This window comes from Variovorax sp. PAMC26660, from assembly GCF_014302995.1.
Classification (GTDB): domain Bacteria; phylum Pseudomonadota; class Gammaproteobacteria; order Burkholderiales; family Burkholderiaceae_C; genus Variovorax.
This window is the reverse complement of sequence record NZ_CP060295.1, coordinates 362,315-383,849: the sequence shown is the minus strand read 5'-3', so window position 1 is coordinate 383,849 and position 21,535 is coordinate 362,315. Positions and strand designations below refer to the sequence as shown.

The 21,535-nt window shown below is 67.7% G+C and carries 4 protein-coding genes; all 4 read left to right on the top strand.

What is annotated here, in order from left to right; all coding sequences use genetic code 11:
* Nucleotides 1–67 precede the first annotated feature (67 nt).
* From H7F35_RS01750 to H7F35_RS01735, 4 genes are read left to right on the top strand one after another with little or no spacing between them, the layout of a single operon-like run.
* Entirely contained in the window at nt 68–5,368 is a 5,301-nt protein-coding gene (locus tag H7F35_RS01750; protein ID WP_187111277.1) for a non-ribosomal peptide synthetase, read from the top strand.
* Nucleotides 5,368–9,927: a type I polyketide synthase gene (locus H7F35_RS01745; RefSeq protein WP_187111276.1), complete on the top strand. Its 4,560-nt coding sequence runs from the start codon at nt 5,368–5,370 to the stop codon at nt 9,925–9,927. Before H7F35_RS01750 ends, H7F35_RS01745 begins: the two co-directional genes overlap by 1 nt.
* Nucleotides 9,924–13,280 carry a non-ribosomal peptide synthetase gene (locus H7F35_RS01740; protein WP_187111275.1) on the top strand — a complete coding sequence of 1,119 codons (3,357 nt, stop codon included), beginning with the start codon at nt 9,924–9,926 and terminating at the stop codon, nt 13,278–13,280. Before H7F35_RS01745 ends, H7F35_RS01740 begins: the two co-directional genes overlap by 4 nt.
* Nucleotides 13,280–21,499, top strand: coding sequence for a non-ribosomal peptide synthetase (locus H7F35_RS01735; RefSeq protein WP_187111274.1), 8,220 nt, complete (start codon nt 13,280–13,282; stop codon nt 21,497–21,499). The genes H7F35_RS01740 and H7F35_RS01735 overlap by 1 nt, the downstream gene beginning before the upstream one ends.
* The last annotated feature ends 36 nt before the right edge of the window (nt 21,500–21,535 follow it).

The window sequence follows — 21,535 nt, the reverse complement described above, 5'->3', positions numbered from 1 at the left end:
TCGTTGCCGGCGGACGCACACATCTTGAAGCTGCGATGCCTTCGGCGTCGCCTGGCAAAGGGTAGATATGAAGATTGAAATGCTCGCGACGCAGCCCGCTGATCTGCGGCCGCGCAACTTCGTGGCGCACCTGCGCGCATTGGCCGATCGACGTGCGGACGACGTCTGGCTCACAGTGGTCGATGAGGTTGACGGCGTGTACAGCGAATTGCCCATCACCTACGCCGTCTTCGAGCGGCGCGTGAGGGCGCTCGCGGCGCGGCTGCAACAGCAGTTCGCCAAGGGTGACCGCGCGCTCGTCATGCTCGACAACGGCGACCACTATGCGGTGAGCATGCTGGCCTGCTTCTATTGCGGCGTGATTGCCGTGCCGGTGTTTCCGCCGGAGTCCACCCGGCCTCAACACCTGGCACGACTCACGGGCGTGGCGACCGATTCGCAGGCGCGCTGCGTGCTCACGTCGGCCGCCTTCAGTGCCTCGATGGCCGCTGCAGGCAACCAGTTCGGCAACGTGACCATCGTCGCCGTCGATGCGATCGACCCGGCGCTCGTCGACGCGTGGCAACCCTTCGAGCCGGGCGACGAAGACATCGCCTTCCTGCAATACACCTCGGGCTCGACCTCCGCACCCAAGGGCGTCATCGTCACGCACGGCAACCTGATGGCCAACGAACACGCCATCCAGGTCGGCATGGGCATCGGCCCGGACGACAAGTTCGTCTCGTGGGCGCCGCTCTATCACGACATGGGCCTCATCGGCGGCCTGATGCAGCCGCTCTACAGCGGCATCCCGCTGGTGCTGACTTCGCCGCGCTACTTCCTCGAGCGCCCGGTGCGCTGGCTGGAACTGATCTCGCGCCATCGCGGCACGCTCAGTGGCGGTCCCGATTTTTCTTTTCGCCTGTGCCTCGACCGCGTGAAGGACGCACAGCTTGCACAGCTCGATCTGTCGAGCTGGCGCGTGGCCTACACCGGTGCCGAGCCCGTGCGCGCCGACACCGAACTCGATTTCATCGAACGCTTCGCTCCCGCAGGTTTCGACCCGGGCGCGGTCTACGCCTGCTACGGGCTCGCCGAGGCGACCCTGTTCGTGACGGGCGGCCGGCGCGGCGGCGGCATGGTGGCGCGTGGCTTCAGTGCCGACGGTCTGGCCGGCGGCAGCGGCACGCCGAGTGAAGACGGTGCCTTGCTGGTCGGTTGCGGTGCGGTGGCGATCCATCACGAAGTCGAAATCGTCGACCCCGCCACGCTGTCGGCCCAGGCGCCCGGACGCATCGGCGAGATCTGGGTCCACGGGCCGAGCATCGGCGCCGGCTACTGGGGCAAGGAGCGCGAGTCGCGTGAAACCTTCGTCGAGCGGGCCGGCCGACGCTGGCTGCGCACCGGTGACCTCGGCTTCGTCTGCGACGGCGAGCTCTACGTCACAGGCCGCATCAAGGACCTGATCATCGTTCGCGGCCACAACATCTATCCGCAGGACATCGAGCGCGTCATCGAGGCCGAGGTGGATGCCGTGCGCAAGGGGCGTGTCGCTGTGTTCACGGCCAGTGGACCCGATGGCGAAGGCATCGGTGCGGCGGCCGAGGTGTCGCGCAGCATGCAGAAGCTGGTGCCGCCACAAGTGCTGGTCGAAGCGCTCAGCGCTGCCGTCAGCGAAGTGTTCGGCGAGCCGCTGTCGGCCGTGCTGCTGCTCAACCCGGGCGGCATGCCCAAGACCACGAGCGGCAAGCTGCAGCGCAGCGCCTGCCGCGCGAGCTGGCTGGACCGCAGCGCCGACGCGTACGCCATCTACGAAAGCGGCGCTTTCATCAAGGGCGGCCCTGTCGAAACGCAGGCCGAAGAACCCGCGCTGGACGAGACAGAACGCGCCATCGATGCGATCTGGCGCGAAGTTCTCAGGCCGGCCGATGCGAAACCCTTTGCGCGCGAAGCCCACTTCTTCACGCGCGGCGGCAGCTCGCTCACCGCCACGCAGGTCGCGGCACGCATCTCGGCGCACTGGGAGATCGACTACCCGGTGCGCCTCATGTTCGAGCAGCCGCGATTGCGCGAATGCGCGGCCGCCGTGCGGCAGCGACTGGCAGAGGGCGTGCGCGCACGGCCCGCACCCACCGCGGTACTGCCTGTCGAACGCAGGCTGCATGCGCTGCCGCTGTCCCATGCCCAGGAGCGCCAGTGGTTCCTGTGGCAGCTCGATCCGAACAGCGCGGCGTACCACATGAGCGGTGCGCTTCGCCTCGCTGGTGCATTGCAGATCGATGCATTGCGCGCGGCGCTCGGCGATCTCGTCGCGCGCCACGAGTCGTTGCGCACGGTATTCCGCGCCGGCAGCGACGGCGTCGCCGCGCAATGGATCAAACCGTCTGGCACGCTGGCGCTGGAAGTGATCGACCTGCGCGCCGTGCCTGCCGACGAACGCGACGACCGGTTGGAGAGTGAGGCCCGGCGCATCAAGGCCGCTCCCTTCGATCTTGGCCAGGGCGACCTGCTGCGCGCGGCGCTGCTTCGCCTGTCGGACGACACGCAGGTGCTCGCCGTGGTGATGCACCACATCGTCTCCGATGGCGCCTCGATGCAGGTGCTGATCGACGAACTCGCCGCAGGCTATGCGGCGCGCCTGCAGGGCAGGGCGGCGGCGCTTCCCGTCCCGCGCGTGCAATACGCCGACTACGCGGTGTGGCAGCGCGAGTGGCTGGCAGCCGGCGAGGCGGAGCGGCAGCTCGCCTGGTGGCGCGCGCAACTCGGTGACGAGCACCCGGTGCTCGAATTGCGCACCGACCATCCGCGCAAGCCGCAGGCCAGCTATCGCGCGGCGCGGCATGCCTTCGAGTTGCCGGTGCCTTTGCTTGGCCAACTGCGCGGGCTGGCGCAGGCGGATGGCGCAACGTTGTTCATGGTGCTGCTGGCCGGCCTCCAGGCCCTGCTGCATCGCTACACCGGGCAGGAAGAGATTCGCGTCGGTGCCGCGATCGCGAACCGCAACCGCGTGGAGTTCGAGAACGTCATCGGGCTGTTCGTCAACACCCTGGTGTTGCGCAACCCCATCGACGGCCGCACCCGCCTGTCGCGCGTGCTGGCGCAGGCCAGGGACGCGGTGCTGGGCGCGCAGGCGCACCAGGACCTGCCCTTCGAGCAACTGGTGCAGCGGCTGCAGCCCGAGCGCAGCATGAGCCACAGTCCGCTGTTCCAGGTGATGTTCAACCACCTGTACGAAGACCACCGGGCGCTGCAACGGCTGGGCGACATCGAAGTGCACGACCATGCGCTGCCCGACCTGCAGACGCAGTTCGACTGGGTGCTGGAAGCACGCGAGCGGCCGGACGGACGCCTGAAGCTCGATGTGATCTACGCGGCCGACCTGTTCGAGCCCGAGACCATCGCACGCATGGCGCAGCACTACGTGGCCGTGCTTGCTGCGTTGTCCGCCGATGCGAGTCGCGCGGTCGGCGACGTCGACCTGCTGGATGCCTCCGAGAAATCGCAGCTCGCGCAATGGAGCGTGAACGCGCGACGCGAGCCGCAGCCACAACCCGTGCACCAGACCATCGCGCAACATGCCGCGCTGCAGCCCGATGCCATCGCACTGCTGTTCGGCGACGAAGCGTTGAGCTTCATCGAACTGAACCGCCGCGCCAATCGCCTTGCGCATCGGCTGATCGCCCTGGGCGTCAGGCCCGACTCGCGCGTGGGCATCGTCATGGAACGCTCGGTCGAGATGGTCGTGGGCATCCTTGGCATCCTGAAGGCCGGCGGCGCCTACCTGCCGCTGGACCCTGAGTACCCGATGCAACGGCTGGCCTATATGGTGGAAGACAGCGGCATCGAACTGCTGCTGACACACAGGGCCACGCGCGGCCACATCGCCGAGCGCGTCGACCTGGCAACGCTCGATGTCGACACCACCGATGTTTCGGCCGAACCCGACACCGACCCGCAGGTTGCACTGCACGGCGAGAACCTCGCCTACGTCATCTACACCTCCGGCTCCACCGGCAAGCCCAAGGGTGCGGCCGTGCGCCACGAAGCGCTGCACAGTTGCATGGCCTGGATGCAGCAGACCTACCAGTTGACCCGCGCCGACACCGTGCTGCACAAGGCACCCTTCGGTTTCGACGTGTCGGTGTGGGAGATGTTCTGGCCGATGACCGCGGGTGCGCGGCTGGTCGTTGCCAACCCCGGCGATCACCGCGATCCGGCCCGGCTGGTGCAACTGATCCAGCGGCACCAGATCACCACGCTCAACTTCGTGCCTTCGATGCTGCAGGCCTTCCTGGGGCACAAGGACATCGAGGCCAGCACGCGGCTGAAGCACATCATCGTCGGCGGCGAGGCCATGCCCGCCGAAACGCAGAAGGAAACGCTGCAACGGCTGAGCGGCGCCACGCTGCAGAACCTGTACGGCCCGACGGAAACCACCATCCACGTCACGCGCTGGAGCTGCCGCGACGATGGCCGCAGCCTAGTGCCCATCGGCCAGCCGATCAGCGACACGCAAACCCACGTGCTCGACGCCGAACTGAACCCGGTGCCGCGCGGCGTTGCGGGCGAGCTGTACCTGGGTGGCGTGAGCCTCGCCCGGGGCTACCTCAACAAGCCCGCGCTCAGTGCCGAGCGCTTCGTGGCCAATCCTTTCGGCCAAGGCGATCGGCTGTATCGCACCGGCGACCTCGTGTGCTGGAACACCGAGGGCCAGATCGAATACCTCGGCCGCATCGACCACCAGGTGAAGATCCGCGGCTTTCGCATCGAACTCGGCGAGATCGAGGCGCAGATCCTTGCGCAGCCCGCCGTGCGCGAGGCCGTCGTGGTGGCCCGCGAGGGCGCGGCCGGTGCGTCGCTGGTGGCCTACGTCGCGACGCATGCGGACCAGGCCATCGATGCCGCCGCGCTGCGCGAGCGCCTGGGCCAGACACTGCCCGACTACATGGTGCCGCGCGCCATCGTGACGCTGCCCGCACTGCCGCTCAATGCCAACGGCAAGGTCGATCGCAAGGCGCTGCCTGAGCCCGAGGGCCTGGGTCGAGCGAGCACCTACGAAGCGCCGCAAGGCCACGTGGCCCGCACGCTCGCCGCCATCTGGTCCGAGGTGCTGCAGGTCGAACAGGTCGGCCTGCACGACAACTTCTTCGACCTCGGCGGCCATTCGCTGCTGCTGATCCGCGCGCACCGCCTGCTGGAAGACCGGCTGAAGACCGCCTTCCCGCTGGTCAATCTCTTCAAGTACCCCACCGTCGAATCGCTGGCCCGCTGGATCGAGCAGGGCGCAGGCCATGCCGCTGCAGCTTCTGCCGCGGCCGGCGACGAACGCGCGCTGCGCCAGCGCGCCGCAATGCTTCAACGCCGCAAAGCGGCAGAGAGAGTCAACTGATGTCCACCTTCAACGAACCCGCCGAGCCGACAGGCCTGGAGATCGCCATCGTCGGCATGGCCGGGCGCTTTCCCGGCGCCGACGATGTGGACGCCTTCTGGCGCAACATCCGCGACGGCGTGGAATCCGTGTCGACCTTCACCGACGAGCAGTTGCGCGAACGCGGCGTGCCGCAAGCCCTGCTGGACGACCCCGACTACGTGAAGGCCGGCGTGCTGTTCGAGGGCTTCGACCAGTTCGACGCCGGCTTCTTCGGCTACACGCCGCGCGAGGCCGAGAACCTCGATCCGCAGCAGCGCGTTTTTCTGGAATGCGCGTGGGCCTCGCTGGAGCATGCTGGCTGTGACCCTGAACGCTGGCCCGGCAAGGTGGGGGTCTATGCGGGCGAGGGCGCGAATGTCTACCTGATCCGCAACCTGCTGCCGTCCTTCGGCCTCGGCGCGCACACCGGCATTGCCGACCTGCTGGGGCTGATGAGCGGCAACTCCGGCGGCTCGCTGTGCACGCGTGTCGCCTACAAGCTCAACCTGCGCGGCCCCGCGGTGACCGTGCAGACCGCCTGCTCGACATCGCTCACCGCGGTGCACACCGCCTGCCAGGCCCTGCTGAGCCACGACTGCGACATGGCCCTGGCCGGTGGCGTGTGGCTCAACCTGTTGCAAGAAGGCGGCTACCGCTACCAGGCCGGCGCGATCCTCTCGCGCGATGGTCATTGCCGCGCCTTCGATGCCGACGCCGATGGCACGGTGATCGGCAGCGGCGCCGGCGTGGTCGTGCTCAAGCGCCTGGACGAAGCGCTGCGCGACGGCGACACCATTCACGCGGTCATCAAGGGCACGGCGGCCAACAACGACGGCTCGGCCAAGGTCGGCTTCACCGCGCCCAGCGTCGATGGGCAGGCGGAAGTGATCCGCGCGGCGCAACTGATTGCGGGTGTCTCGGCCGACACCATCGGCTACGTCGAAGCGCACGGCACCGGCACCACGCTGGGCGACCCCATCGAGATTGCGGCGCTCACGCAGGCCTTCCGTTCCGACACCGAGCGGCGCGGCTTCTGCGCCGTGGGCTCGGTGAAGACCAATGTCGGCCACCTCGATGCGGCGGCCGGCGTGGCGGGGCTGATCAAGGCGGCGATGGCGCTCAAGCACCGCACGCTGCCGCCGAGCCTGCATTTCGAGCAGTCGAATCCGCAGATCGACTTTGCGGGCAGCCCGTTCTATGTGAGCGCGCAAGGCAAGCCCTGGCCCGAAGGCAGCACACCGCGCCGCGCGGGTGTGAGTTCGTTCGGCATCGGCGGGACCAATGTGCATGTGGTGCTCGAAGAGGCGCCGCAGGTGCACGCGGCGGCGAAGACCTCGCAATGGCAGGTCTTGCCGCTCTCGGCGAAAGACGAAACGGCCCTCGGCCAAGGGCGCACGCAACTCGCGGCGCATCTGCGGTCGAACGAAGGGCAGATGCTCGAAGACGTGGCTCACACGCTGCAGAGCGGCCGACGTGCCTTTGCATGGCGCAGCGCGGTGGTCGCGAACCAGCCCGCACTGGCTGCGGACATGCTTGCTTCGCCTGCGGTCGCAGCGACCCAGACCGCGGCGACTGCGCCCGAAGTCGCGTTTCTGTTTCCGGGTGGCGGCACGCAGCATGCGCTGATGGGCGAAGCCCTCTACCGCGACAGCGCCGTCTACCGCGACGAACTCGACCGCTGCGCCGTCGTGCTCAAGGCCGACAGCGGCATCGACCTGCTCGCATTGCTGTTCCCCGCCGTCGGCGAAGAACAGGCGGCGAACGAGCGCCTGTTCCGCATCGAGTTTGCGCAACCGGCGCTGTTCGCCGTCGAGTACGCGATGGCACGCTGGTGGATGAGCTGCGGCGTCCAGCCAGCCTTGTTGTTGGGACACAGCCTGGGCGAGTACGTCGCCGCCTGCCTGTCAGGCGTGTTCTCTCTGGGAGACGCGCTGCGCATCGTCGCCGCGCGTGGCCGCCTGATGCAGACGCTGGCACCCGGCGCCATGACCGCGGTGCCGCTGTCCGAAGCGGAACTCGCGCCTTTCCTTGCCACAGGCTGCGACCTGGCCGTGGTGAATGGCGAGCAGCTTTGCGTGCTGGCAGGTCCGGCCGATGCCATTGCGCGCGCTGAAGAAGCACTGCTCGCGCGCCAGCACCAGCCGCGTCGCCTGCATGTGTCCATGGCCTCGCACTCGCGGCTGGTCGAGCCCATGGTTGCCGCGCTTGAACGCCTGATCGCATCGGTGCCTAGACACGCACCGCGCATTCCCTTCATCTCGAACGTGACCGGCAAGCCGATCACCGCTGAAGAGGCAACGAGTCCCGCCTATTGGGGCCGGCACCTGCGCGGCACGGTGCGCTTCGCCGACGGCCTGCGCGAGATATTTTCCAGGCCCGGTCGCGTGTTGCTCGAAGTGGGCCCCGGAGAAACGCTCGCCGGCCTGGCGCGCCAGCATCCCGACAGCCAATCGGCCGCAGGCATCTGGGCCAGCCAGGCGCATCCGCAACAGCTCGCGCGCAATGCCCAGCAATTGGCGAATGCGGTTGCAGGCCTGTGGACCGTGGGTGTGGACATCGACTGGGCCGCGTGCCGCACCGGCCCCGAGCCGCGTCGTGTGCCGCTGCCCACCTACGCCTTCCAGCGCCGCCGCTTCTGGGTGGAACCGGGTGAAACCGTGCGCCCGGTGGACAGCACCGCGCCGGGTCTCTTCTATGCGCCGGGCTGGAAGCGTGCCGTGCTGCCACCGGGCCAGGCGACAGCCGTGGCGTCGGGCTGCACGCTGGTGCTTGGCGATGCGAACAGTTTCACCGACCGTCTTGCACGCACCTTGCGCGAACGGGGCGAGCGCGTGATCCTGGCCTTGCGCGGAAAGAAGTTCGCGCGCACCGCCGAAGGGCAATACACCGTGCGTGCGGCCGAGCGCGCCGATCATGAAGCGTTGCTGCGTGAAGTCGAGGCCGAAGCCGGCCCCGTCACGCGCCTCTTCCATCTGTGGAGCCTTGATGGCGACAAGCCCGTGGCCTCGCATGACGCGGCCTTCGAGGCTGGCTACTTCAGCCTGCTTGCGTTGGCGCAGGCGCTCGACAGCGTCGACGGCTCGGTCCGGCCGCCACTTGCGTTCACGGTGGTCACCGACCGCGTGGAGGATGTTGCCGGCACCGAGGCACTCGCGCCCGAGAAGGCGACCGTGCTGGGCATCGCGAAGGTGCTTGGCCAGGAATCGCCGTCCATCGCCTGTCGCGTCGTGGACGTGGTGCTGCCGGCGCCTGAAAGCGCTGCCGAAACCGAACTGGCACGCAGGGTCGTCGAGGAGGCGGCTGCCCCGCAGGACGAATTCGTCGTGGCCTACCGCGGGCCGCATCGCTGGATCAAGACCTACGAGCCGCTGCCGGTGCAGACCCCGGGCGTGCAGCGTCTGCGCCAAGGGGGCGTGTACCTCATCACCGGCGGCCTGGGCGGCGTCGGCCTCGCGTTGGCGCGCTATCTCAGCAAGACATGGCAGGCCAGGCTGGTGCTGCTCGGTCGCACGCCGCTGCCCGAACGCTCGGAGTGGGCACGCCTTGCCGCATCGGTTGACCAGCCCGCGTCGCTGCGTCGCAGGCTGCAGCAACTGATCGAGCTTGAAGCGAGTGGCGCGCAGATCATGGCGGTGTCGGCCGACGTCACCGATCCCGCGCAGTTGCGCAGCGCACTGGCTGCCGTGCACGAGCGTTTCGGCGCGGTGAACGGTGTGGTCCACGCGGTCGTCCAGCCTGATCGCGGCATGATCGCCCAGCGAACGCAGGCGCTGGTGGCGGCGGCGTTCGCACCCAAGATCGCGGGCACCCTCGCGCTGCTCGATGCGTTGCGTGCCGAGCCGCTCGACTTCGTGCTGCTGTGCTCCTCGGTCGCGAGCCTCATCGGCGGCCTGGGTCGCAGTGACTATGCGGCCGCCAATGCGTACCTCGATGCGCTGGCGAACGCGCACCGGCGCAGTTCCTCGCTGCCGGTGTTTTCGGTCAACTGGGATGCCTGGCGCGATGTGGGCGTGGCGGTCGATATGGACATGCCCGAAGGCGTGGGCCTGGACGAGCACACCGGCGTGCTTGCCTTCGAGCGCATCGCCAACGGCTCCGATCTGCCGCAGACCGTGGTCTCCATCTCGCCTTTTGCGCCGCGCCTGCGTCCGCTCGATGGCCTGTTCGACGCGCTGGACGACGAGCCCGTGGCGCAGGCCCGTTCGGGTCATCCGCGCCCGGTGCTCCAGACCGCGTTCGTCGCTCCGGAAGGTGATCTGGAGGAGGGGCTTGCCGAGTTCTGGACCGAAGCGTTGGGCATTGCGCCGCTGGGCGCGAACGACAACCTGTTCGAGCTGGGCGGCGATTCGCTGCTGGCAATCCGGTTGCTGTCCAGGGTGCGCAAGGCCTATGGCGTCGAGCTGCATCCCGCCGCTTTTTTCAAGGCCCCGACCATCGCCGAGCTGGCTGCGCTGGTCGAACTGCGGCTGATCGAAGAGATCGAGAGCGATCCCGAAGCCGCCGACGCGACCCGTTCCACTGCGAGTTTTTCATCATGAGCGAAAGCAAGGATCTGTCCGAGCGCCGGGCAAAACTGTCCCCCGCGCAATTGAGCATGCTGCAGCGCCGGCTGCGGCGCGACGGCGATGCCGCTGCCACGCCCGCGCGCCCGTCGCGCGATGCCATCGTGCGTGGCGCCGACGACGGCGCTGCCGTGCCGGTTTCCTTCGCCCAACAAGGGCAGTGGTTCCTGTGGCAACTCGATGCGGGCAACACCGCCTATCACGTCGGCGGCGGCCTGGGCTTCTCCGGGCCGCTGGACGTTGCCGCATTGCAGGACGCGGTGCATGCGCTCGCGATGCGCCACGACACGCTGCGCACTGTCTTCAGCTCGGGCCCTCATGGCCTGCCCGAGCAACGTGTCGAGCCCACGAGCAGCATCACGATTCCCTTTGTCGATCTGAGCGCGCTGGATGCGCAGGCCCGTGAATCTCGCTTCGGCGAGATCGTGCGCGAGGTCTGCCGCACGCCCTTCGACCTGACGACCGGGCCGTTGCTGCGCGGCAGGTTGTTGAAGATGGCCGATGGAGACCATCAACTGCTGCTGACGATGCATCACATCGGCTCCGATGCTTGGTCGGTCGAGCTTATCCTCGACGAGCTGGCGCGCCTTTACGCGCAACGGGTGGGTGCTGCACCCACCGCTGGCATGCCCGAGCCAGAGGTCCGCTACATCGACTTCGCACTGTGGCAGCGCAAGTGGCTCGAAGGCGCCGAGGGCGAGCGCCAACTGGCCTACTGGCAGCGCCGGCTCGGCGGCAGCCAGCCTGTGCTCGAACTCACAACCGATCGGCCGCGTTCGGCCGATGCGAAGTACAGCGCGGCGCAGCACACACTCGAAGTGCCGGCGCAACTGGCACGCGAACTGAAGCAGCACGCGCGCGAGCAGGGCGGCACCCTTTTCCCGGTGTTGCTTGCGGCGTTCCATGCCTTGCTCTTTCGCTACAGCGGGCAGGACGAAGTCCGTGTCGGTGTGCCCGTTGCAGGCCGCAACCGGCCCGAGACGGCGGGCGTGGTGGGCGCCTTCATCAACACCGTGATGATGGACGCGCGCATGGAGGCGCGCATGCGCCTGTCCGAGTTGGTGGCACAGGTGCGCGACACCTCGCTCGAAGCACAGGCGCATCAGGATCTGCCGTTCGAGCGGCTTGTACAGGCGCTGCGCCCGGACCGCGCACACGCCGGCTCGCCGCTGTTCCAGGTCATGTTCAACCACCTGGGCGAAGGCGACCGGCCGTTGCGCGGATGGCCCGGCTTGCAGGTGCGCCGCATCGATCTCGGGGAGCGCGCTGCGCCGTTCGAGCTGATCCTCGAAACCATCGAGTGCGAAGACGGCAGCATCCGGGCCGCGTTCCGCTACGCGGCAGAACTGTTCGAGCCGGGAACGATCGAGCGGCTGGCGAGCCACTACCGGTGCGTGCTCGAAGCCCTCGTGTCCGAGCCGGCATGCACGTTGCGCGATCTGCAGTTGCTCGACGAAACGGAGCACGCACAGCTCGCGCGATGGGGCGCTTGTGCGCAAGACCAGAGCGCAACCGCCACCGTGCATGGCCTGATCGAGTTGCAGGCTGCGGTGCACCCCGATGCCATCGCGGTGGTTTTCGAGAAAGAAGCACTCCGCTATCGCGAACTCAACCAGCGGGCCAACCGGCTGGCGCACCGCCTGATCGAAAGCGGCGTGCGACCCGAAACCAAGGTCGGCGTGGCGCTGGAGCGCGGCATCGACCTGGTGGTTGCACTTCTCGCGGTCATGAAGGCCGGCGGTGCCTATGTGCCGCTGGACCCCGAATACCCGGCCGACCGCATCGCCTACATGGTGCAAGACAGCCGGCTTGCGCTGGTGCTCACGCAGGCCCATTTGCGAGACCGCATGCAGTTGCCCGCCGGCATCCCTGCGCTGGCCGTCGATGCGGCGGATTCGGGCGAGTACCCGACGACGAACCCTGACGTTCCACTGAACGGCGACAACCTCGCCTACGTGATCTACACCTCGGGCTCCACCGGCAAGCCCAAGGGCGCGCAGCTGTGCCATCGCAATGTGACCCGGTTGCTCGGCGCCACGGCACCGTGGTTCCAGTTCGGGCCGCAGGACGTATGGACCCTGTTCCATTCCTACGCCTTCGATTTCTCGGTCTGGGAAATCTTCGGTGCGTTGTGCACCGGCGGCAAGCTGGTCGTGGTGCCCTTCTGGGTGAGCCGTTCGCCGGCAGACTTTCTTCAACTGCTGCGCGAACAGCGGGTGACGGTGCTCAACCAGACGCCATCGGCATTCGGCCAGTTGATCGCGTTGCCGCAGGTCCATGAAAAAGGCCTGTCGCTTCGCGCCGTGATCTTCGGCGGCGAAGCGCTGGAGCCGCAACGGTTGCGCACGTGGATCGAACACCACGGCGACCAGCAACCCCAGTTGATCAACATGTACGGCATCACCGAAACCACGGTTCACGTGACCTACCGCCGGATCACCGCGGCGGACCTCGGGCAGCAGCGCAGCCCGGTCGGCATCGCCATTCCCGACTTGGGCCTGCAGGTGCTCGATGCGCAGTTGAATCCTGTGCCGCCCGGCGTGGCCGGCGAACTGCATGTGTCAGGCGCCGGCCTGGCGCGCGGCTACCTGAACCGCGCCGCCCTCACGGCCGAGCGCTTCATCGCGACGGATGACGGCGGCCGCCTCTACCGCACCGGTGACCTGGTGCGCTGGAATGCACAGGGCCAGCTTGAATATTTGGGGCGCATCGACCATCAGGTGAAGGTGCGGGGCTTCCGCATCGAACTCGGAGAAATCGAGGCGCAGTTGCTGGCGCAGTCCGAGATCCGCGAGGCCACCGTCATGGCCAGGGAGCACGCCGGCGCGACGATGCTCGTGGCCTATCTGTCCGCGCATGCGGGGCAGGCGATCGACACGGCGCAGGTGCGCTCGCGGCTGGGCCGCGCGCTGCCGGAGTACATGGTGCCCGGCGCCATCGTGGTGCTGGAGGCGCTGCCGCTGAATGCGAACGGCAAGGTCGACCGAAAGGCCTTGCCCATGCCCGGCTTCGACAGCGAACGCGCCTACGCGGCACCGGAGGGTGACACCGAGCGCGCGTTGGCGCTCATCTGGTCCGAAGTGCTGGGCGTGGAGCGCATCGGCCGCAACGACCATTTCTTCGAGCTCGGCGGCCACTCGCTGATGTCGATGCAGGTGATGGCTCGCGTGCAGGGCGCCATGCATGCCGACCTCGCGGTCAAGGACATCTTTCAACACCCCGTTCTGATGGACATGGCCCGGTTGATCTCGCAGGCGAGCGAGCGCAAGCCGCAAGCGGAAGCCCTGTCCGATATCGACTCTTTCATTGACAGCCTCGAGACCACCTGATGGAAATCACGGCCACCCACGACCATATCGGCCGGCGCTTTTTGCGCCTGACCCCGGCACAGCGCCGCGCGGTCTACCAGAAGATCCGCGCCGAGGGCCTCACGATCGGTCAGTTTCCGATCGTTGCACGCGACGAGGCTGCGCGCACCGCGTGCCCGCCTTCCTATGCACAGATGCGGCAGTGGTTTCTGTGGCAGCTGGAACCGGGCAGCTCGGCGTATCACATCTCGGGTGGGCTTCGGCTTGAAGGGCGGCTCGATGTCGATGCGCTGAAGGACAGTTTCGAAGCGCTGGTTGCGCGCCACGAATCGCTGCGCACCGTGTTCAGCGTGAACGCCGAAGGAGAAGTCGAGCAGCGCGTACAGGCGCATGTGGCACTGGACATTCCGGTCATCGACCTGACGCACCTGGCTGACAGCGGGCGCGAGGCACGTGCGCGCGAAGAGGCACAACGCGTCGGCGATGCACCCTTTGACCTGACGGTCGGCCCGCTGCTTCGCGTCGTGCTCATCCGCCTGGGTGCCGAAGCACACATGCTGGCGGTCGTGATGCACCACATCGTGTCCGATGGGTGGTCGATGCGCATCGTCGTGGACGAGTTGGTGGCCGGGTATCAGGCGCGGGTGCAGGGCCGTGCGCCGGTGCGCGATGCGCTGCCGGTCCAGTACGCCGACTACGCGATCTGGCAGCGGCACTGGCTGGAGGCCGGCGAGAAGGAGCGGCAGCTCGACTACTGGAAGGCGCAACTGGGCACCGAGCATCCGGTGCTGCAACTGCCGGTGGATCACATGCGCCGCGCCGACGGCAAGTACCGCGCGGCCCGTCATGGCACGGCGTTGCCGCCGTCGCTGGTCGAGTCGCTGCGCCGGCGCGCACAGGCGCAGGGTGCGACGCTGTTCATGATGCTGCTCACCGGCTTCCAGGTGCTGCTGAACCGTTACACCGCGCAGCAGGACGTGCGGGTCGGCGTGCCGATTGCCAACCGCCACCGCGTGGAGTCGGAGCGTGTCGTCGGATTTTTTGTCAACACGCAGGTGATGCGCAACCTGCTCGACAGCCGAACCCATCTGCACGAAGCGCTGGCCGCGACCCGCGAGGCGGCGCTGGGTGCGCAGGCGCATCAGGATTTGCCGTTCGAGCAACTGGTGGAGGCCCTGCAGCCGGAGCGCAGCCTGAGCACTGCCCCTCTGTTCCAGGTGATGTTCAACCATCTGCAGCAGGACCACAGCGCGCTGGACAACCTGCCCGGCCTTGCGTTGCAGACCTGGGAGTTCGGCGAGCAGACGGCCCAGTTCGAGCTGACACTCGGCGTGGTCGAAGACGGACGCGGGCAGGTGCAGTTGAACTTTCACTACGCGCGCGAACTGTTCGAGCCGCAGACCATCGAGCGGATGGCGGGTCACTACGTGGTGATCCTCGATGCGCTGGCTGGCGATGCCAGTCGTTCGATAGCGGAGATCGATCTGCTGGGGGCGCCCGAGAAGGCGCAGCTCACGCAATGGAGCGTGAACACGCAACGTGAGCCGGATGCGCAGCCCGTGCACCACAGCATCGCGCGCCACGCGCGGCTGCAGCCCGAGGCGACAGCGCTGCTGTTCGACGAAGTGTCGTTGAGCTACGGCGAGCTCAACCGCCGGGCCAACCGCCTCGCGCATCGCCTGATCGCCCTGGGCGTGCAGCCCGACATGCGCGTGGGCATCGTGATGGAGCGCTCCATCGAGATGATGGTGGGCATCCTGGGCATCCTGAAGGCCGGTGGCGCCTACCTGCCGCTGGACCCCGAGTACCCGGCGCAGCGCCTGGCCTACATGGTGCAAGACAGCGGCATCGCGCTGCTGCTGACACACAGGGCCACGCGCGATCTCATTGCCGAACGCGTCGGGCTCATGCGACTCGAAGCCGACAGCCTGGACCTCTCGGGCGAGCCCGACACCGACCCGCAGGTTGCACTGCACGGCGAGAACCTCGCCTACGTCATCTACACCTCCGGCTCCACCGGCAAGCCCAAGGGCGCTGCCGTGCGCCACGAGGCGCTGCACAGCTGCATGGCCTGGATGCAGCGCACCTACGGCCTGGGCGGCAACGACACCGTGCTGCACAAGGCCCCCTTCGGCTTCGACGTGTCGGTCTGGGAGATGTTCTGGCCCCTGACCACCGGCGCCAGGCTGGTCGTGGCCAACCCCGGCGACCACCGCGACCCCGAGCGACTGGTGCAACTGATCCAGCGCCACCAGATCACCACGCTGAACTTCGTGCCCTCCATGCTGCAGGCCTTCCTGGCGCATCCGGGCATCGAGGCCAGCACGCGCCTGAAGCACATCATCGTGGGCGGCGAGGCCATGCCCGCAGAGACGCAGAAGGAAGCCCTGCGGCGCCTGAGTGGCGCGACGCTGCAGAACCTGTACGGCCCCACCGAGACCACCATCCATGTCACGCGCTGGACCTGCAGGGACGACGGCCAGAGCCTGGTGCCCATCGGACGGCCCATCAGCGACACGCAGACCTACATCCTCGATGCCGAGCTGAACCTGGTGCCGCGCGGCGTGGCGGGTGAGCTGTACCTGGGCGGCGTGAGCCTGGCACGGGGCTATCTCAACAAGCCGGGCCTGAGCGCCGAGCGCTTCGTGGCCGATCCCTTCGGGCAGGGCGACCGGCTCTACCGCACCGGCGACCTCGTGCGCTGGAACGCCGAAGGGCAGATCGAGTACCTGGGGCGCATCGACCACCAGGTGAAGATCCGGGGCCTGCGCATCGAGCTGGGAGAGATCGAAGCCCAACTGCTGGCGCAACCCGAGGTCAGGGAAGCGGTTGTCGTGGCCCGGGAGATCGCGGGCGCGACAGCCTTGATCGGCTACGTGGCCGCCCACGCAGGGCAGGCCATCGACTCTGATGTGCTGCGCGAGCGCCTGGGCCAGGTGCTGCCCGACTACATGGTGCCGCGCGCAGTCATGGTGCTGCCGGCGCTGCCGCTGAATGCCAACGGCAAGGTGGAGCGCAAGGCGCTGCCCGAGCCGGAGCTTGCGCAGGGCCAGGGCTACGAGGCACTGCAAGGCGAGTTGGAAGAAACCCTGGCTGTCATCTGGGCCGAGGTGCTGGGGCTGCAGCGGGTGGGGCGCAACGACAACTTCTTCGAGCTGGGCGGGCACTCGCTGCTGGCGCTTCGCTTGCTGGAGCGCATGCGTGCCAGAGGTTTGCAGGCGCAGGTGCGCACGCTGTTCCAGCACCCGGGGTTTGCGGCCTTTGCGAAGGCGCTGGTGCAGGAGCAGGACACGGGGCGCCCGCAGGTGCAGGTGCCGCCCAATGGCATTCCTGCGGGGTGCGAGGCGATCCGTGCGGAGATGGTGACGCTGGTCTCGCTCGATGAGCGGGAGATCGGGCGCATCGAGGCGGCGGTGCCGGGTGGGGCTGCGAACATCCAGGACATCTATCCGCTGGCGCCGCTGCAGGAGGGCATCCTGTTCCATCACCTGATGCAGGCCGATGGGGACGTCTACGTGACGCCGCAACTCCTTGCCTTCGAATCGAAGGCGCGGCTGGAAGCGTTCATCCACAACCTGAACCAGGTGATCGCGCGGCATGACATCCTGCGCACGGCCGTGCTGTGGGAAGCATTGTCGGAACCGGTGCAGGTGGTGTGGCGAGAGGCGCGGCTGCAGCTCGAATGGCTGGACGTGGCGGCCGGCGACGACGTGCTTGCAAGCCTGAATGCCGACGCGAGCCGCCGTCGCATCGACGTGCGCCATGCCCCGATGATCCGCGCCATCGCGGCCGAAGATGCCGGCCACCAGCGCTGGCTGTTGCAACTGCCGAGCCACCATCTGGTGCTCGACCACGCCACGCTCGAGTTGATCGTCGAAGAAATCGCCTTGCTGGCGAACAATCGCCATGAGGCGCTGCCCGCGCCCGTGCCGTTTCGGCGCTTCGTGGCGCAGACCCGGCTGGGAGTGAGCCAGGCTGAACACGAAGCCTTCTTCACCCGGATGCTGGGCGACGTGGACGAACCCACGACGCCCTTCAATTTGCTGGACGTGCGAAGCGACGGCGCCCGCGCCGAGAAAGCAGTGCTGTCCGTGGACGCGGACCTCGCTGCCTCGTTGCGGCACGAAGCCCGTCGGCATGGCGTGAGCGCCGCCTCGCTGTTCCATCTGGCCTGGGCGCTGGTGCTGGCCAGGGCCACGGGCAAGGACGACGTGGTGTTCGGCACGGTGCTCTTCGGTCGCATGCAGGGCGGCGCTGGCGCGGATCGGGCATTGGGCCTGTTCATCAACACGCTGCCGCTGCGCATCCGGCTCGGGGCGCTCAGCGTCGAGCAGTGCGTGCGGGAAACGCATGCAGCACTGACGCAACTGCTGCACCACGAACACGCGAGCCTGTCGCTGGCGCAGCGCTGCAGCGCGCTGCCGGGCAGCACGCCGCTGTTTTCGGCGCTGCTGAACTATCGCTACAGCGCTGCGATCGAGAAGAAGGATTCGGCCGCCTGGCAGGGCATCGAGTTCCTGGGCGGACAGGAGCACAGCAACTACCCGTTCGACATGTCGGTGGACGATCTGGGCGAAGGTTTCGATATGACCGCGCAGGTGCATGAATCGGTCGATGCCCGGCGCGTGTGTGGCTTCATGCATGTGGCTGTTCGCGCGATCGTGGATGCACTGGTCACGCAATCGCAGCAGTCGGTGCGCGAGCTGGACTTGCTGTCGGACGAGGAGCGGCGTTGGCTCACGCAATGGAGCGTGAACACGCAACGTGAGCCGGATGCGCAGCCCGTGCACCACAGCATCGCGCGCCACGCGCGGCTGCAGCCCGAGGCGACAGCGCTGCTGTTCGACGAAGTGTCGTTGAGCTACGGCGAGCTCAACCGCCGGGCCAACCGCCTCGCGCATCGCCTGATCGCCCTGGGCGTGCAGCCCGACATGCGCGTGGGCATCGTGATGGAGCGCTCCATCGAGATGATGGTGGGCATCCTGGGCATCCTGAAGGCCGGTGGCGCCTACCTGCCGCTGGACCCCGAGTACCCGGCGCAGCGCCTGGCCTACATGGTGCAAGACAGCGGCATCGCGCTGCTGCTGACACACAGGGCCACGCGCGATCTCATTGCCGAACGCGTCGGGCTCATGCGACTCGAAGCCGACAGCCTGGACCTCTCGGGCGAGCCCGACACCGACCCGCAGGTTGCACTGCACGGCGAGAACCTCGCCTACGTCATCTACACCTCCGGCTCCACCGGCAAGCCCAAGGGCGCTGCCGTGCGCCACGAGGCGCTGCACAGCTGCATGGCCTGGATGCAGCGCACCTACGGCCTGGGCGGCAACGACACCGTGCTGCACAAGGCCCCCTTCGGCTTCGACGTGTCGGTCTGGGAGATGTTCTGGCCCCTGACCACCGGCGCCAGGCTGGTCGTGGCCAACCCCGGCGACCACCGCGACCCCGAGCGACTGGTGCAACTGATCCAGCGCCACCAGATCACCACGCTGAACTTCGTGCCCTCCATGCTGCAGGCCTTCCTGGCGCATCCGGGCATCGAGGCCAGCACGCGCCTGAAGCACATCATCGTGGGCGGCGAGGCCATGCCCGCAGAGACGCAGAAGGAAGCCCTGCGGCGCCTGAGTGGCGCGACGCTGCAGAACCTGTACGGCCCCACCGAGACCACCATCCATGTCACGCGCTGGACCTGCAGGGACGACGGCCAGAGCCTGGTGCCCATCGGACGGCCCATCAGCGACACGCAGACCTACATCCTCGATGCCGAGCTGAACCTGGTGCCGCGCGGCGTGGCGGGTGAGCTGTACCTGGGCGGCGTGAGCCTGGCACGGGGCTATCTCAACAAGCCGGGCCTGAGCGCCGAGCGCTTCGTGGCCGATCCCTTCGGGCAGGGCGACCGGCTCTACCGCACCGGCGACCTCGTGCGCTGGAACGCCGAAGGGCAGATCGAGTACCTGGGGCGCATCGACCACCAGGTGAAGATCCGGGGCCTGCGCATCGAGCTGGGAGAGATCGAAGCCCAACTGCTGGCGCAACCCGAGGTCAGGGAAGCGGTTGTCGTGGCCCGGGAGATCGCGGGCGCGACAGCCTTGATCGGCTACGTGGCCGCCCACGCAGGGCAGGCCATCGACTCTGATGTGCTGCGCGAGCGCCTGGGCCAGGTGCTGCCCGACTACATGGTGCCGCGCGCAGTCATGGTGCTGCCGGCGCTGCCGCTGAATGCCAACGGCAAGGTGGAGCGCAAGGCGCTGCCCGAGCCGGAGCTTGCGCAGGGCCAGGGCTACGAGGCACTGCAAGGCGAGTTGGAAGAAACCCTGGCTGTCATCTGGGCCGAGGTGCTGGGGCTGCAGCGGGTGGGGCGCAACGACAACTTCTTCGAGCTGGGCGGGCACTCGCTGCTGGCGCTTCGCTTGCTGGAGCGCATGCGTGCCAGAGGTTTGCAGGCGCAGGTGCGCACGCTGTTCCAGCACCCGGGGTTTGCGGCCTTTGCGAAGGCGCTGGTGCAGGAGCAGGACACGGGGCGCCCGCAGGTGCAGGTGCCGCCCAATGGCATTCCTGCGGGGTGCGAGGCGATCCGTGCGGAGATGGTGACGCTGGTCTCGCTCGATGAGCGGGAGATCGGGCGCATCGAGGCGGCGGTGCCGGGTGGGGCTGCGAACATCCAGGACATCTATCCGCTGGCGCCGCTGCAGGAGGGCATCCTGTTCCATCACCTCTTGCAGACGCGAGGCGACGTGTATGTCTACCCGCTGTTGATGAGTTTCGACAGCCGAGAGCGTCTGGCGCACTTCATCGAGAGCTTCAACCAGGTGATCGCACGGCACGACATTCTGCGCACCGCGATCGCGTGGGAAGGACTCAGCGAGCCGGTGCAGGTGGTGTGGCGGGAGGCCCGGCTGCAACTGCAATGGCTCGAAGAAGACGCAACATCGGCGGGGATGGACGTGGCCGAGCGGCTGAATGCCCGTGTCGACCCCATCGGCTACCGCATCGACGTGCGACGCGCGCCGATGGTCGAGGCGGTGGCAGCGCACGACGCCGCACAGAAGCGCTGGCTCTTGCAGTTGCCCTGCCATCACCTGATCTCGGACCACACGACGCTGGAGCTGCTGATGGACGAGATCACGTCGATCCAGCAGAAGCCGCAGATCGAGCTGCCGCCGCCCGTGCCGTTCCGTGACTTCGTGGCCCGCGCGAGGCTGGGTCTGAGCCCGGCCGAGCACGAGGATTTTTTCAAGCAGATGCTGGGCGATGTGACGGAGCCCACCACGCCCTTCGGCCTGACCGACGTGCGGCGCGATGGCTCCGATGTCGACGATGCCAGGCTCGCGCTCGACGCGACGTTGGCATCGCATCTTCGGCGCCAGGCGCAGCGCCATGGGGTGAGCCCTGCGACGCTGTTCCATCTTGCGTGGGCACTGGTGCTGGCCAGGGCCACGGGAAAGGACGATCTTGTGTTCGGCACGGTCCTGTTCGGACGCATGCAGGGCGGCGAGGGCGCCGAACGTGCGATGGGCCTGTGCATGAACATGCTGCCGTTGCGCATTCGTCTGGGGGCGCTCAGCGTCGAGCAGTGCGTGCGGGAAACGCATGCGGCGCTGACGCAGCTCATGCACCACGAACACGCGAGCCTGTCGCTGGCCCAGCGCTGCAGCGGTCTGCCGAAGGGAGCACCGTTGTTCTCCTCGCTGCTGAACTATCGCCACAGCCCCAAACGCGCATCCATGGGGGATTCCGACTGGGAGGGCATCGAGTTTCTTGCAGGGCAGGAGCGCAGCAACTACCCGCTCGGCCTGTCGGTGAGCGATCTGGGCGATGGCTTTGCGTTGACGGCGCAGGTCAGCAAGTCCGTGGGTGCCGCGCGCGTCTGCGAGTACATGCAGGCGGCCGTCGCCGAAGTGGTCGACGCCTTGGTCAATCGGCCCGGGCAACCGGCGCGTGAGATCGATGTGATGGCCGGACTGCAGGTGCGGTCAGCCGCGGCACTGCCGCCGGTTGCGCACAAGACCCATGAGGCGCCGAAAGACGACGCGGAACGGACGCTGGCCGCCATCTGGGCGCAGTTGCTGGGCCTGCGACGCATCGGCCGCCACGACAACTTCTTCCAGCTCGGGGGCGACTCGTTGCTGAGCCTCAAGATGATGCTCAGCCTGCGGGAACAACTGCCGGGCAGCCGCCGGTTGAGCCTTGCGGACGTGATGCAGGCCGGCACGCTGGAGGCGCTTGCCGCGCGATGCTGACAGGGCCTGATCCGCTGAAGAAATAAAGGAAAAGGC

What these genes read in the sequence shown, in the direction of transcription:
- H7F35_RS01750 (WP_187111277.1), top strand. Translation starts at nt 68, where the DNA reads ATGAAGATTGAAATGCTCGCGACGCAGCCCGCTGATCTGCGGCCGCGC.
- H7F35_RS01745 (WP_187111276.1), top strand. Translation starts at nt 5,368, where the DNA reads ATGTCCACCTTCAACGAACCCGCCGAGCCGACAGGCCTGGAGATCGCC.
- H7F35_RS01740 (WP_187111275.1), top strand. Translation starts at nt 9,924, where the DNA reads ATGAGCGAAAGCAAGGATCTGTCCGAGCGCCGGGCAAAACTGTCCCCC.
- H7F35_RS01735 (WP_187111274.1), top strand. Translation starts at nt 13,280, where the DNA reads ATGGAAATCACGGCCACCCACGACCATATCGGCCGGCGCTTTTTGCGC.